This is a genomic window from Streptomyces sp. NPDC020299, from assembly GCF_044387825.1.
Lineage (GTDB): Bacteria > Actinomycetota > Actinomycetes > Streptomycetales > Streptomycetaceae > Streptomyces.
The window spans coordinates 165977-179007 of record NZ_JBIRWL010000008.1 but is presented as its reverse complement, the minus strand read 5'-3'; the positions used below and the strand labels follow the sequence as shown (position 1 = coordinate 179007).

Here is a 13031-nt window from a genome sequence, read left to right as displayed (position 1 = left end):
AAGGCGATGTCCATGACTGAATCGAACAACGACACGAAGCGCAACGCCGACGCCCAGCGCGCCACGGTGGCCAAGGCCAGGCAGACCGCCGCCGACGCGACGGCTCCCGCCTCCCGGGGCGCGAAGAAGGCCGCCGCGAAGACGGATGACGTGACGTCAGCCGCCAAGGACGGCACCGAGCGCGCCGCCGCCACGGCGGCCGAGGCGACGACCGGGGCCGTGCAGGCCGGGGCCGAGAAGCTCGAGGCGGGCCGCCGCGCGGTCGTCGCGGCCTCCGGCCAGGTGGCGGCCACGGCCAAAACGGCGTGGACGGTTCTCGCGCAGCGCAAGCTCGTCGCCGTGGCGGTGGGCACCGGCCTGACCGCCGTGAGCGCCGCGTCGTACGCGGTGGGCCGCCGCTCCGGCCGCCCCGCGCAGGGCCCGCTCACACGTCTCACCGGCGGACGGATCTGACACCCCGGGGCCGGTCCCGGCCGGCCCCGGGGTGACCGGGGTGGTGTGACCGGCCCCGGTGCCGCCGTACGCGCGGCTCAAACCACCAACTACCCGGATCGGACGCCCTCCGGGCGGGTGAAGAAGCCTGAGCCCGCCCACGCCTCGCGGGGCATGCATGAGAATTGCGGCCGTATCCGGCCGAGTCGGTGCATACGACGCGCTGGAGGCGAGTGATGAAGGAAAGAGCCGATTCCGCCGACCCCGGCACTCACCGGGTACCCGTCCTGATCGTCGGCGGTTCCCTGGTCGGCCTGTCGACCTCGGTGTTCCTGGGCCGGCTGGGGGTGCCGCACACCCTGGTGGAACGCCATGCCGGAACGTCCATCCACCCCCGTGGACGCGGCAACAACGTACGGACGATGGAGCTGTTCCGGGTGGCCGGCGTCGAGGCCGGGATCCGGCAGGCCGCGGCCACGCTGGCCGGCAACCACGGCATCCTGCAGACGCCCACCCTGGTCGGCGACGCCGGCGAATGGCTGTTCAAGGAGATCGACCCGGGCGGTGGCCTCGCCCGCTTCAGCCCCGGCTCCTGGTGCCTGTGCAGCCAGAACGACCTGGAGCCGGTCCTCCTCGACCACGCCGTCCGCCTCGGCGGCGACCTGCGGTACCACACCGAGATGATGTCGTTCGACGCCGATCCCACCGGTGTCACCGCGGTGGTCAAGAGCCGCGACACCGGCGAGCACACCACCATCCGCGCCGACTACCTCGTCGCCGCCGACGGCCCCCGCAGCCCCGTCCGCGAGCAGCTCGGCATCGGGCACAGCGGACCCGGCGACCTGTTCCACAACATCAGCATGACCTTCCGCTCCCGCCGTCTCGCCGACGTCGTGGGGGACCGCCGTTTCATCGTCTGCTACCTGACCACCCCGGACGCCGACGGGGCGCTGCTGCCGGTGGACAACCGGGAGAACTGGGTCTTCCACGCCCCCTGGCATCCCGAACACGGCGAAACGCTGGAGGAGTTCACCGACGAACGGTGCGTCGACCACATCCGCCGTGCCGTCGGTGACATGGACCTCGACGTGGAGATCACCGGCCGGGCGCCCTGGCACGCCGCCCAGCGCGTCGCCCGGAGCTACCAGTCCGGGCGGGTCTTCCTCGCCGGCGACTCGGCGCACGAGATGTCCCCCACCGGGGCGTTCGGCTCGAACACCGGCATCCAGGACGCGCACAACCTCGCGTGGAAGCTGGCCGCGGTGCTCGGCGGCTGGGCGGGCCAGGGGCTGCTGGACAGCTACGACGCCGAGCGCCGCCCGGTCGCGGAGGCCACCAGCGCCCGCGCCGCCACCCGCTCGGTCGAGCACAGCCACCCCGGGTTCGCCCCGGCGCCCGGCATGGGCAGCGGCGGCCCGCAGCGCGGCATCCTCAACGTCGCCCTGGGCTACCGCTACCCGCAGGGCGCCGTCGTCGACGCCGATCCCACCACCCCGGTCGTCCCCGAGGCGCTGAACCTGACCGGTGAACCGGGCAGCAGGGCCCCGCACATGTGGGTACGGCGGGACGGGGAGCGGGTCTCCACCCTCGACCTCTACGAGCGCGACCTGGTCCTGCTCAGCGACGCGGGGGAGCGGGGCGGAACGGGCGGCTGGCACGAGGCCGCCACCCGCCTCGCCGAAGAGATGGCGATCCCGCTGACCTCGTACCGCGTGGGCACCGGACCCGGCGCCGAGCTGGCCCCCGAGGACGACGTGCACTGGGCGGAGCGGCACGGCACGACACCCGGGGGCGCGGTACTCGTCCGCCCCGACGGGTTCGTGGCATGGCGTGCGCCGGGCCCGGCCGAGGAGCCCGCTCAGACCCTGGAGGACGTCCTGAACACCGTCCTCGCCCGGACCCGGAAGCCCTAGGGGTTCAGCCGAACGGGAAGCTCGAACAGGTCGTTCTGCGTCACCACCGGCTTGTTGCGCAGCTGAGACGCGGGCACCGCCAGGTCGAGGCCGGGGAAACGGGCGTACAGCGCGGGCAGCGCCACCGCGGCCTCCAGCCGGGACAGGGCCGCGCCCGGGCAGACGTGCGGGCCGTGGCCGAAGGAGATGTGACGGTTCGCCGACTCGCGGGTGATGTCGAAGTCGCCCGCGGTCGGCCCGTGCGCCTGCTCGTCCCGGCCTATCGCGCCGTACGACACGATCAGGGCGTCGCCCGCCGGGATCACCCGGTCGCCGACCGGCACGTCCTCGGTCGCGAAGCGGATCAGGACGTGCGAGGTCGGCGTGGACCAGCGCAGCGTCTCCTCGACCACGGCCGACCAGTCCACCCCGCCGGACAGCACGAGGGCGCGCTGGTCGGGGTGGGTGGAGAGGTTGACGACGGCGTTGACGATCAGGGAGATGGTCGTCTCGTGGCCCGCGGCGACCATCAGCTGGAGGGTGGAGACGATCTCCTCGTCGGTGAGCCGGTCGCCGTCCTCGGAGGCGAGGATCAGGGCGCTGGTCAGATCGTCGCCCGGCGCCGCCCGCTTGGCGGCCACCGACTCCGCCATGATCTGTGCCAGCTCCGTCAGGGTCGCGATGACCTCCTCCGGCGGGGTCTGCGTCGAGAAGAACTTCTCGAACAGCACCTTCAGCCGGGGCAGCCGGGCCTCCTCCAGGCCCATGAGGTCGGCGATGACGTACATGGGGAGCGGGTAGGCGAAGTCCGCCTTGAGGTCGACGACGTCCCTTTCCTTGGGCAGCCGGTCGAGCAGCTCCTCGGTGAGCTTGGTGATCCGCTCCCGCAGCTGCTCCACCCGGCGCGGGGTGAGCGCCTGCGCGACCAGTGTGCGCATCCGGCGGTGGTCCGCGCCGTCCACGGTCAGCATGGAACGGCCCGGGTTCGCCAGACCGATCAGCGGCCAGTCGGCGGGGATCTCCCCGCGCTGCCAGGCGCCCCACACGTTGATGTCCTTCACCAGACGCGGGTCGGTGAGCAGCGCCTTGGCCTCGGCGTGGTGGGTGACGGCCCAGACCGGGACGCCGCCCGGCAGCTCGACGGCGGCGAGCGGACCGGCCGCACGCAGCGCCGCGCTCTCGCCGTCCAGGTCGCTGACGAAGGGGTCGAGGGCGATCCGGGATGCTTCGGTACCGGTCGTCATCGTGACATGCCTCCCAGGGCAGGGGGGATCAGAGGGCGGGTACAGGGGTGAACCGCACGGGCAGCTCGGTCAGACCCCGCAGCCAGGGCGAGGGCCGACGGGTGAGGGACCCGGCGGGCACCGCCAGGTCGATGTCCGGCAGCCGGTCGAGTACGACCTCGATGCCGGTCCGCGCGATCACCTCGGCGACCTCCTGCGCGGGGAACGGGCAGCGGTGCTCGCCGTGGCCGAAGGAGAAGTGCGCGTTGTTGCCGCCGGTCAGGGCCGAGCCGTCGGTGCGGACCTGCGGGTCGGAGTTGGCGCCCTGCAGGCCGAGCAGCAGCAGGTCACCGGCCCGGATGCGGCGGCCGCCGAGGTGGGTGTCGCGGGAGGCCCAGCGGCCGGCGATGTTCTGGCTGGGCGTGTCCTCCCACAGCACCTCGTTCATGGCCTCGGCGACGCTGTTGCGGCCGCCGAAGAGGGAGGCGGCGAAGCGGTCGTCGGTGAGCATCAGCCTGAGGGAGTTGCCGATCCAGTCGGCGGTCGGCTGGTGCCCGGCCGCCATCATCACCATCAGGTCCTGGGCGATCTCCTCGTCGCTGAAGCCGCTTTCGTCGGCGAGCATCCGGGAGACCACGTCGGCGGCCGGTGCCGCCCGGCGGTCGGCGAGCAGCTGTGCCATCGAGCCGGCCAGATGGGTCTGGCCCGCGATGGCCCGCTCCCGGCCGTCGATCATGTCGTTGAGGGCGGTGACGAGGCCCGGGCCCTCCTCGTCGGAGAAGCCGTAGAGCCGGGCCAGGACGCGCACCGGCAGCAGCATCGCGTACTGGCCGATCAGGTCGGCCGTGCCCACGGTGCACACGGCGTCGACGAGTTCGTCGGCGAACCGCTCGGCGTGGCCGCGCAGCGCGGACGGGTCCACCGCCTCCAGGGCGTTGCTGATCATCGCGGCCCGCTGCCGGTGGCGCTCGCCGACGGTGTAGAGGATCGACGGCTGCTTGCGGCCGATCATCGGCAGCAGCGGCCAGTCGGCGGGGATCATGTCCCACTGGTTCCACAGGTCGGAGTCGCGGCTGAACAGCACCGGGTCGCCGGTGACCTGGTGCAGTTCGCGGTAGCCGAGCACCAGCCAGGCGGGCACGTCGCCGTCGAGCACCACCGGGGCGACGGCGCCGTGGTCGCGCCGCATCTCCCGGTACAGACGGGCGGGCTCGGTCTGGAACCGGGGGCCGCTGAGGGGCACGGCGTCGGGGGTCACACGAACTCCTGTCGGGGCAGGGCCGCCGGGGCGGACCGGCCGGTGTAGTGCTGCTGGATGTGCTGGACCAGGGTGATGAGCACGTGCTTGCTCGACTCGCGGGAGCGGGCGTCGCAGTCGATCAGGGGCACGTGCGGGTCCAGGTCGAGGGCCTCGCGGACCGCGTCCGGCGCGTGCGCGGGGCCGCCGAAGTCGTTGCAGGCCACGATGAACGGCGTGCCGTGGTGCTCGAGCCGGTCGATGGCGTACCAGGAGTCGTCGATCCGCCGGGTGTCGACGAGGACGACCGCGCCGAGCGTGCCGGAGAACAGCCGGTCCCACAGGAACCAGAACCGCTCCTGGCCGGGCGCGCCGAACAGGTACAGCACGTTGTGCGCGTCCAGCGTGATCCGCCCGAAGTCGAAGGCGACGGTGGTGGCGGTCTTGCCACGCACCTCCCGGATGTCGTCGACCGCCTCGCCCGCCTGGGTCATCGTCTCCTCGGTGCCCAGGGGACGGATCTCGCTGACCGAGCGGACCAGCGTGGTCTTGCCGACGCCGAAACCTCCCACGACCACGATCTTCAGACCGTTGTCGGCGGAGTCACCCAGCGGGGTGCGCAAGTCGGAGGTTCGCGCGTCGGAGGTGCGCGCCTCAGAGATTACGGAGTCCAACGAGCACCTGCTCCAGGATGTCGGGGTCGTAAACGGCCGCTCTGCGGGGGTGGCGGGCGCTGACGCGGCCCGCCGCCAGCAGGTCGCACAGCAGGACCTTGGTGATGCTCACGGGCAGCCGCAGCTCGGCGGCGATCTCCACCACCGAGGTGGGCGACTCGGCCAGCCGCAGGATCGCCGCGAGCTCCGACTGCATCCCCGGGGCCGGCGCCGACTCGGCGACGACGAGCGTGACCAGGTCGAAGGGGTTGTCGGGAGCGGACCGGCTGCGTCCACCGGTGAGGGTGTAGAGGCGGTCGGGAGCGTCGTCCCGGCCGGGGCGGCTCATGAGGTGCGGGGCGGAGCGCTCAGGTGCTCGCCGAGCTGCTCCACCAGTTCGCTCATGTTGTGCCCCACCAGCCCGGGGTCCGCGTCCTCGGTGGTCACGACGGCGAGGTGGGCACCCTCGCCGGCCTCCACGATGAACAGCACGCCCCCGTAGAACTCGGTCATCGCCGACCGCACGCCTCCGCTGCCGTCGCCGAACTCCACGGACGCCCCGTGCGACAGCGACTGGATGCCGGCCGCGATGGCCGCGAGCTGGTCGGCCTGGTCGACGGTCAGCTCCGGGGTGCGGCACAGTTTCAGCCCGTCGCGGGAGAGCACGAGCGCGTGGCGGGCGCCCGGGGTGCGCTCCAGAAGACCCTCGATGAGCCAGGTGAGCTTCTCGTCGGCGGTGGTCCTGCCGGTCATGAAGTGGTGTCGCCTTCCGGGTGGGCCTGCGGGTGGGAGGGGTTCGTGCTCGGCGGCGCGGTGTCGGCGGAGGCGGCGTGGTCGGACATGCCGGACGCGGTGTGGTCCGCGGCCGGTGCGCGTACGGCCTGACGGAAGCTGCTGAAGCGGGCGGCACGGACCTCGGCGTCGTCGGCGGAGGGAGTACGGCCCGGCTCGGCGGCCCCGGGCGCGGGCCTCGTCCGCTCGGCGGCGGCGAGGGTGCGGCCCCTGCGCCGCTTGGGCAGCGTCGCCGACTGGTCGTCCTGGTCGGTCTGGTCTGCCTGGTCTTCCCGGTCGGCCCGGTCGTCGACGTCGCTGTCCGCGACCTCGTGGACCGGGGTGGGGTCCGCCGCGGGCGGCTCGGCCGGACGTGTCCGCTCGGTGGCGGGCGCGGCGACGGCGGCCGGCGGTTCGGCCGTGTGCGGGCTGGTCAGGATCTCCTGCGGGATGAGCATCAGTACGCCCGTGCCGCCGCGCGCGGACGGCCGGAAGGACACCCTCAGGCCGTGCTTGCGGGCCAGCCGGCCCACCACGGCGAGTCCCAGCCGGGTGCCGGTCAGACCGCCCAGCTCGGAGCTGTCACCGGCCGCCGCCTGTTCGGCGCGGCGCAGCTGGACGTCCCCCATCACCAGTCCGCTGTCCTCGACGGACACGATGACGCCGGCCGGCACCTCCTCCACGTACACATGGACCTCGGCCGACGGGGGTGAGAAGTTCGCGGCGTTGTCGAGCAGCTCGGCCAGCGCGTGCATCACGCCCTCGGCCGCGTGACCGGCGACGGCCTCGTCGCTGACCGAGTGGACGCGCACCCGCTGGTAGCCGCTGATCCGGCCCATCGCCCCGCGCAGGATCGATTCCATCGCGATCGGCCGCGCCCAGCGCCGGCCGGAGCGCGCGCCGGTCAGCACGGCGATCGAGTCGGCGAGCCGGCCGGCCTGCGCGGTGCGGTGGTCGAGGTGGAGGAGGTCGGCGAGGACCTCCTCGTCGGTGTGGCGGTCCTCCATGGCGCGCAGGTCGGCGAGGGTGGCGGTGGCCAGGGCCTGCATACGGCCGGCCGCGCCGGAGGTCGCGGCGATCGCCGCCGCCCGCTCCCGGGTGGCGCGCTCGAGCCCCGCGGCGAGGCGGGCGTTCTCCTGGTCGAGGTGGTCGAGCTCCTGGGCGGCCACCATCTCGACCCGGGTCCGCTCCTGGTCGAAGGACGCCGTCAACTCGGCGCGCTGCTCGGCCAGTTCGTCGATCAGGCGCTGCTGCTCCTGCCGGGACTCCTCGGTCGCCCGGGCCTGCTGCTGAAGGAGCCGGCCGAGGTCCTGGGTCACGGTCTCCAGCCTGCGCCGGGCGCCCCGCTCACCCTGCACGGCGTGCACGGCGGACACCACCGCCGCGCACAGCACCAGCGCCGCGGCACTCGACCCCCAGGCGAGCGGAGTACGGACCGACGGCGGCGCCAGGTCGACCACGGTGACGACGACGAACGCGGACAGGAGGCCGGTCAGCGCCAGGGCGGGGGCGATCGAGCGGAAGGTGGGGCGTTCGCCGTCAGGCGTGGGCGCGGTCATCAGTGGGTCCTAGGGCAGCTGCCGTGGTGATCGCCGGCAGATGTGAGTGAGTGGTGACGCTTGGTGCTCAACTGGGCGTCACTATACGAGAGTTCTTGATCGGATTGGAAAGGTTCTGAAGTCATTGCACAAAACAAATGGGTACTCGCCCCAAGGACGTGACGAAAGGGCACAGGAGCGAACGAGTGGAACCGGGCACACAGGCGGACGACGGGCGCGATCCCAGGCGCTGGAAGGCCCTGGCGGTCACGCTGGTCGCCGGGTTCATGAGCCTGCTGGACGTCACGATCGTCGCGGTCGCGCTGCCCTCCATGCAGCGGGACCTGCACGCGTCGGCACCGGCCATCCAGTGGGTGGTCTCCGGCTACGCCCTGGCCTTCGCCCTGGTGCTGGTGACCGCCGGGCGGATCGGGGACACGGTCGGCCGGCGCCGCGTCTTCCTGCTGGCGCTCGGCGCGTTCGTCGTGTGCAGCGCCGCGGCGGGCGCGGCCGGCACGATTACCCTGCTCGTCGCCGCCCGGCTGGCCCAGGGGGTCGCGGCGGGCTGTCTCGCCCCGCAGAACTCCGCCCTCATCCAGCAGATGTTCCGCGGCGCCGACCGCGGCAAGGCCTTCGGCCTCTTCGGGGCGACCGTGGGCGTCTCCAGCGCCGTGGGCCCGGTCGCCGGCGGGCTGATCCTCCAGCTGGCCCAGGGCCCCCAGGGCTGGCGCTGGATCTTCTACGTGAACGTACCCGTCGGCGTCCTCGCGCTCCTCCTCGGCCTCCGGCTGCTGCCCAAGGTGGCCCCGGGCCGGCGCGAGCGGCTCGACCTGGGCGGTGTGCTGCTCCTGGGCGGCGGGGTGCTGGCGCTGATGCTTCCCCTGGTGCTGGCGGAATCGGGCGGGGTGCGGCGGCTGTGGTGGCTCTTCCTCCTCGGGCTCGCCCTCCTGGCGGCGTTCGCCCGGTGGGAGCGGCGGGTCGCGGTGCGTGACGGCCGGCCGCTGCTCGACCTGCGGCTGGTGACCGCGACCCGCGGCTACGCCGTCGGCGCCGCCATTGCCACGCTGTACTTCGTCGGCTTCAGCGGGGTGTGGCTGGTGTTCGCCCTCTTCTTCCAGAACGGCCAGGGCTACAGTCCGCTGCGGTCCGGTCTCGCGGTGACACCGTTCGCCATCGGCTCCGCCCTGGCCGCGGCGATCGCCGGCCGCCTGGTGGAGCGGCTCGGCCGGCTGCTGACCGTGTGCGGGCTGGCCGCCGTCGTCCTGGGACTGGGCGCGACGGCGCTGATCCTGCGCCTGGCGCCCGGCGACGGCTCGGTGTGGCTCGTCCTTCCCGCCCTGTTCCTCGGCGGTGTGGGCAGCGGGTGCGTGATCTCGCCCAACGTGACGATGACCCTGCGGGACGTGCCGGTACGGATGGCCGGAGCCGCCGGCGGGGCGCTCCAGACGGGGCAGCGGCTGGGCGGGGCGGTCGGTACGGCGGCCCTGCCCGGCCTGTTCTACGTGGTGCTCGGCGCCCACCCCCACGACTACCGCACCGCCGTCGCCCTGGCCGTCGGCTGCGGCGTGCTGCCCGTGCTGTGCGCCTTCGGTCTGGCGGTCCACGACTGGCTGCGCGACCGCAGGGCGGCGTCCCCCCGCGAGCCCGAGGTGCCGCACAGCCACACCCATGCCGGCCAGGGCTGACGTCACTCGTACGGAGCCTTCTGGGCCCGATGGGCCGTCATACGGCGGTACTTGGCGTGCGGCGAGGACCGACTGCGGGTCGGATGATGCATGTGCGACCACTCATAGCCCTTCACCCCAAGCGCGCCCGCCTGTTCGCCGCCGCCGTCCCGGCCGCCCTGCTGGCGCTGCTCACCTCCCCGTTCACCGTCCCGGCCGCCGCCGACGACACCACCCCGGCCCGCGGCTCCGCCCACATGGGCATGGGAGTCGAGGCCCACGACGGCTCGAGCCCCGCCCCGGGCGGCCCGCGCGCCGGCCAGACCGAAGGCGTCGACGTCGCCAGCTACCAGGGCGACGTCGCCTGGGCCACCTTGTGGAACAGCGGCGTCAGATGGGCCTACACCAAGGCCACCGAAGGCACCTACTACACCAACCCCTACTTCTCCGGCCAGTACACCGGTGCGGCCGGCGCCGGCCTGATCCGCGGCGGCTACCACTTCGCCACCCCCGACACCACGGGCGGCGCCACCCAGGCCGACTACTTCGTCGACCACGGCGGCGGCTGGAGCGGGGACGGCATCACCCTGCCCGGCGTGCTCGACATCGAGTGGAACCCGTACGGCGACGCCTGCTACGGCAAGACACCGAGCGCGATGGTGACCTGGATCCGTGACTTCCTGAACCGGTACAAGTCCCGCACCGGGCGCGCCGCCGTGATCTACACCGCCACCAGCTGGTGGAACACCTGCACCGGCAACTACGCGGGCTTCGCCGCGGCCAACCCGCTGTGGATCGCCCGGTACGCGTCGACCGTGGGCGACCTGCCGCCCGGCTGGTCCTCGTACACCATGTGGCAGTACACCTCGACCGGAGCGACGGTCGGCGACCACGACAGGTTCAACGGCTCCGTCGACCAACTGCGGGGCTTCGCCAAGGGCTGACATGGCATCATGCCCGGATGCCCCTGACAGCGCACACCATCCGGCCGCGCCGGATCGTCGCCGTCGTGGCGGCGGCCCTGGCGGTCTTCGCCGGCTCGTTCAACACCTTCGAGGGAACGGCGCCGCCGCGTCCGGCGGAGCCGTCCGCCATCGAGCCGTGTGTGACCGGGACCGGCGACCTCCTGGCGGACCTGGACGCCGACGGCCACCGCGACCGGGTCTCCGACCCCTCCGGGACCGGGGCACGGCTGACCCTCACGTTCGGGACCGCGTCCGGCCCCGGGAAGCGGGTCGGCGTCCGTGACCTGGTCGGCCGCTCCAGGCCCAAGGAGACGGACCTGGCCGCCGTTGCGGACTTCGACCGCGACGGATGGGCCGACCTCGTCGTGGTCGCCACGGGCAAGTGGCAGGGCGACAGCCCGATCGAGCCGCGTCTCGCCGAGCTGAGACGCGGCCCCTTCGCCCGGACCGGCCGCGGCCACGACCCCCGGCACCTGGACCTCGGCGAGACCCGCGGCGTCGCCGTCGCCGACTACAACCACGACCGGTACCCGGACCTCGCCGCCTACACCTACGACGGCGACGGCGTGTACCAGACCCGGGGCCGGCTCGGCGAGAAGTCCGCGGGCATCGGAAGGTACACCGGCAAGTACGTCGTCGACGCGGAACAGACGGACGACCCCACGCCCACGAACATGCCGTACGCCGGGCTGAGTTCCTTCTACCCCCGGTGCGCGGGGGAGTAGCCCGCCTCCCGTGCCGTCCCGGTGCCACCCTCGGCCGCGGACACGGCGGCACGGACGAGCGCCGCCACGGCCGTCGAACGGGACTGCTGCGGCCAGGCGATGGCGAACACCACGGGCGGTGCGTCCGGGACCGGCCGGTAGACGACGCCGGGGCGTGGATAGCGCGCGGCGACCGACGCGGGCAGCAGCGGGGTGAGGTCGCCGAGACCGACGAGCGTGAGCAACTGGGCCAGGTCGCGGCCCACGCCACGGGTCTCGTCGATGAACCGGTGCACATCGCCGGGGCGCAGTCCGAGGTCGGCGAGGACCGGGCGGTCCCGGCCGGCGAGCGGGTGCCCGGCGGCGAGGGCCACGACGCGCGGTTCGGCGGCCAGCGTCTCGGCGTCCAGGCCCGTACGGTCGAACGGCTCGAACACCAGGGCCGCGTCGGCTTCCCCGCGGCGCAGCAGTTGCGGCTGCTCCTGCCAGCCGCACAGCCGGACGGCGACCGGTACGGCCGCGGGATCGGCCGCGAAGCGCGCCAGGATCGGCTCCAGCAGCCCTCCGTCCCCGTCGGCCTTGACGGCCAGGACCAGCTTCGGCTCCGCTGCGGCCGCGCGCCGGGCCCGCCGGCCGGCGGCCTCCAGGGCGTCCAGGGCGATCCTCGCCTCCTGGAGGAGCACCGTTCCGGCCGGGGTCAGCGTCACGCTGTGGGTGGTCCGTTCGAGGAGGGTGACGCCCAGTTCCGACTCCAGTTGCCGGATCGCGCGGGACAGCGGCGGCGGGGACATGCCCAGCCGCTCGGCGGCCCTGGCGAAGTTGAGTTCCTCGGCGACGGCGACGAAGTAGCGCAGCAGGCGGGAATCCACGCCTCTCCCTACGGGGGTCTTCTGCGGGCGGTATTACCGTCAGGGTAACAAGCGGGAGCGGATCGGTCCTTCAGTTCACGCGGGTGAGGCAGCAGGCTCGAAGACGTCCGGAACACCTGAACATCCGGCGAAGCAGCCTGATTTGGAGTTGTCCATGATCGTCGTCACCACGCCCACCGGTCAGATCGGCCGGGAGGTCGTCGACCGCCTCCTCGACGCCCCGGAAGGCGCGCCCGGGATCCGGGTGATCGCCCGCGACCCCGCTCACCTTCCCGCGGGGGTGCGCGAGCGCGTGGAGGTGGTGCCGGGATCGCACGCCGATCCCGCCGTTCTGAAGGAGGCGTGCGCCGGCGCCGACCGCCTGTTCTGGCTGGTGCCCCCGACCCCCTCGGCCGACAGCGTCGAGGGCCACTTCCGTGCCTTCACCGAGCCGCTGCGTGAGGTGACCGCGGGACAGGGCGTCGAACGGGTCGTCGGCGTTTCGACGCTGGGCCGCTCGGTGGCGAAGAACGCCGGGCAGATATCGGCGTCGCTCGCCATGGACGAGGCGATCGCCGCCATGGGGGTGCACTACCGGGCACTGTGTCCGCCGTTCCTGATGGAGAACCTGCTGGGCCAGGCCGAGTCGATCCGCACCGCGGGCGTGTTCTTCCTGGCGGCGGCCGAGGACCGGGTGCTGCGCACCTGCGCCACCGGTGACATCGCCGCCACGGCGGCCCGGCTGCTGCTCGACGCCACCTGGACCGGGCAGGACGACGTCCCGCTGGTCGGACCCGACGACCTGACCCCCGAGGGCATGGCGCGGGTCGTCTCCGAGGTACTGGACCGCCCGGTGCGCGTGCAGGCCGTCACCAGCGCGGACTACAGGGCGACGCTGCTGAGCCATGGCGTGAGCGAGGCCTGGGCGCAAGGGCTGGCAGACATGGTGGACGCCCTGCGTGACCAGGGCTTCTACGGCGCCGGCGCGCCGAGTACCCCGGAGACCGCGCCCACCGGATTCCGCCAGTGGTGCGAGGACGTACTCCGGCCGGCCGTGATGGGCACGGGCTCTCAGGGGTAGGCGGTGTGACATCCGAGGAAAGG

At 73.2% G+C, this 13031-nt stretch carries 13 protein-coding genes; 6 read left to right on the top strand and 7 right to left on the bottom strand.

From position 1 onward, the window contains the following. Positions 1–6: 6 nt before the first annotated feature. Positions 7–453, top strand: coding sequence for a hypothetical protein (locus ACH45E_RS21835; RefSeq protein WP_361445407.1), 447 nt, complete (start codon positions 7–9; stop codon positions 451–453). Between the two features lie 215 nt (positions 454–668). Continuing rightward, the gene (locus tag ACH45E_RS21830; protein WP_361445404.1) at positions 669–2345 is read left to right on the top strand and encodes an FAD-dependent monooxygenase; all 1677 of its coding nucleotides are present in this window, start codon (positions 669–671) and stop codon (positions 2343–2345) included. On the opposite strand, the gene ACH45E_RS21825 is transcribed toward ACH45E_RS21830, so the two are convergent. The 6 genes from ACH45E_RS21825 to ACH45E_RS21800 are packed head-to-tail and all read right to left on the bottom strand — an operon-like array spanning position 2342 to position 7767. Then, positions 2342–3568, bottom strand: coding sequence for a cytochrome P450 (locus ACH45E_RS21825; RefSeq protein WP_361445401.1), 1227 nt, complete (start codon positions 3566–3568; stop codon positions 2342–2344). The two genes, ACH45E_RS21830 and ACH45E_RS21825, sit on opposite strands and share 4 nt — an antisense overlap. Positions 3569–3596: 28 nt before the next feature. Next, on the bottom strand, positions 3597–4805 hold the full coding sequence (locus tag ACH45E_RS21820; RefSeq protein WP_361445398.1) for a cytochrome P450: 1209 nt from the start codon (positions 4803–4805) through the stop codon (positions 3597–3599). Continuing rightward, entirely contained in the window at positions 4802–5458 is a 657-nt protein-coding gene (locus tag ACH45E_RS21815) for a GTP-binding protein (protein WP_399041250.1), read from the bottom strand. The genes ACH45E_RS21820 and ACH45E_RS21815 overlap by 4 nt, the downstream gene beginning before the upstream one ends. After that, complete coding sequence (locus ACH45E_RS21810) at positions 5439–5786, bottom strand: DUF742 domain-containing protein (RefSeq protein WP_361445396.1); 348 nt, start codon at positions 5784–5786, stop codon at positions 5439–5441. Before ACH45E_RS21810 ends, ACH45E_RS21815 begins: the two co-directional genes overlap by 20 nt. Continuing rightward, positions 5783–6190, bottom strand: coding sequence for a roadblock/LC7 domain-containing protein (locus tag ACH45E_RS21805; protein WP_361445394.1), 408 nt, complete (start codon positions 6188–6190; stop codon positions 5783–5785). The genes ACH45E_RS21810 and ACH45E_RS21805 overlap by 4 nt, the downstream gene beginning before the upstream one ends. Next, positions 6187–7767 (bottom strand): ATP-binding protein, encoded by a 1581-nt coding sequence (locus ACH45E_RS21800; RefSeq protein ID WP_361445392.1) that lies wholly within the window; start codon positions 7765–7767, stop codon positions 6187–6189. The genes ACH45E_RS21805 and ACH45E_RS21800 overlap by 4 nt, the downstream gene beginning before the upstream one ends. A gap of 137 nt (positions 7768–7904) precedes the next feature. On the opposite strand from ACH45E_RS21800, the gene ACH45E_RS21795 reads away from it, so the two are divergent. The 3 genes from ACH45E_RS21795 to ACH45E_RS21785 all read left to right on the top strand — a co-directional run bounded on the left by ACH45E_RS21795 (position 7905) and on the right by ACH45E_RS21785 (position 11100). Beyond that, complete coding sequence (locus ACH45E_RS21795; protein ID WP_399041247.1) at positions 7905–9431, top strand: MFS transporter; 1527 nt, start codon at positions 7905–7907, stop codon at positions 9429–9431. A gap of 83 nt (positions 9432–9514) precedes the next feature. Continuing rightward, entirely contained in the window at positions 9515–10354 is an 840-nt protein-coding gene (locus tag ACH45E_RS21790; protein ID WP_399041244.1) for a lysozyme, read from the top strand. A gap of 17 nt (positions 10355–10371) precedes the next feature. Then, positions 10372–11100, top strand: coding sequence for a VCBS repeat-containing protein (locus ACH45E_RS21785; RefSeq protein WP_361445387.1), 729 nt, complete (start codon positions 10372–10374; stop codon positions 11098–11100). On the opposite strand, the gene ACH45E_RS21780 is transcribed toward ACH45E_RS21785, so the two are convergent. Continuing rightward, positions 11076–11948: a LysR family transcriptional regulator gene (locus ACH45E_RS21780; protein ID WP_361445384.1), complete on the bottom strand. Its 873-nt coding sequence runs from the start codon at positions 11946–11948 to the stop codon at positions 11076–11078. The two genes, ACH45E_RS21785 and ACH45E_RS21780, sit on opposite strands and share 25 nt — an antisense overlap. A gap of 154 nt (positions 11949–12102) precedes the next feature. Here ACH45E_RS21780 and ACH45E_RS21775 point away from each other — a divergent pair, with 154 nt between their 5' ends. Next, the gene (locus tag ACH45E_RS21775; RefSeq protein ID WP_361445381.1) at positions 12103–13008 is read left to right on the top strand and encodes an NAD(P)H-binding protein; all 906 of its coding nucleotides are present in this window, start codon (positions 12103–12105) and stop codon (positions 13006–13008) included. Positions 13009–13031: the final 23 nt, after the last annotated feature.

Coding starts and splice junctions, on each gene's coding strand:
- ACH45E_RS21835 (WP_361445407.1), top strand. CDS start 7: ATGTCCATGACTGAATCGAACAACGACACGAAGCGCAACGCCGACGCC.
- ACH45E_RS21830 (WP_361445404.1), top strand. CDS start 669: ATGAAGGAAAGAGCCGATTCCGCCGACCCCGGCACTCACCGGGTACCC.
- ACH45E_RS21825 (WP_361445401.1), bottom strand. CDS start 3,568: ATGACGACCGGTACCGAAGCATCCCGGATCGCCCTCGACCCCTTCGTC.
- ACH45E_RS21810 (WP_361445396.1), bottom strand. CDS start 5,786: ATGAGCCGCCCCGGCCGGGACGACGCTCCCGACCGCCTCTACACCCTC.
- ACH45E_RS21805 (WP_361445394.1), bottom strand. CDS start 6,190: ATGACCGGCAGGACCACCGCCGACGAGAAGCTCACCTGGCTCATCGAG.
- ACH45E_RS21800 (WP_361445392.1), bottom strand. CDS start 7,767: ATGACCGCGCCCACGCCTGACGGCGAACGCCCCACCTTCCGCTCGATC.
- ACH45E_RS21795 (WP_399041247.1), top strand. CDS start 7,905: ATGGGTACTCGCCCCAAGGACGTGACGAAAGGGCACAGGAGCGAACGA.
- ACH45E_RS21790 (WP_399041244.1), top strand. CDS start 9,515: ATGATGCATGTGCGACCACTCATAGCCCTTCACCCCAAGCGCGCCCGC.
- ACH45E_RS21785 (WP_361445387.1), top strand. CDS start 10,372: ATGCCCCTGACAGCGCACACCATCCGGCCGCGCCGGATCGTCGCCGTC.
- ACH45E_RS21775 (WP_361445381.1), top strand. CDS start 12,103: ATGATCGTCGTCACCACGCCCACCGGTCAGATCGGCCGGGAGGTCGTC.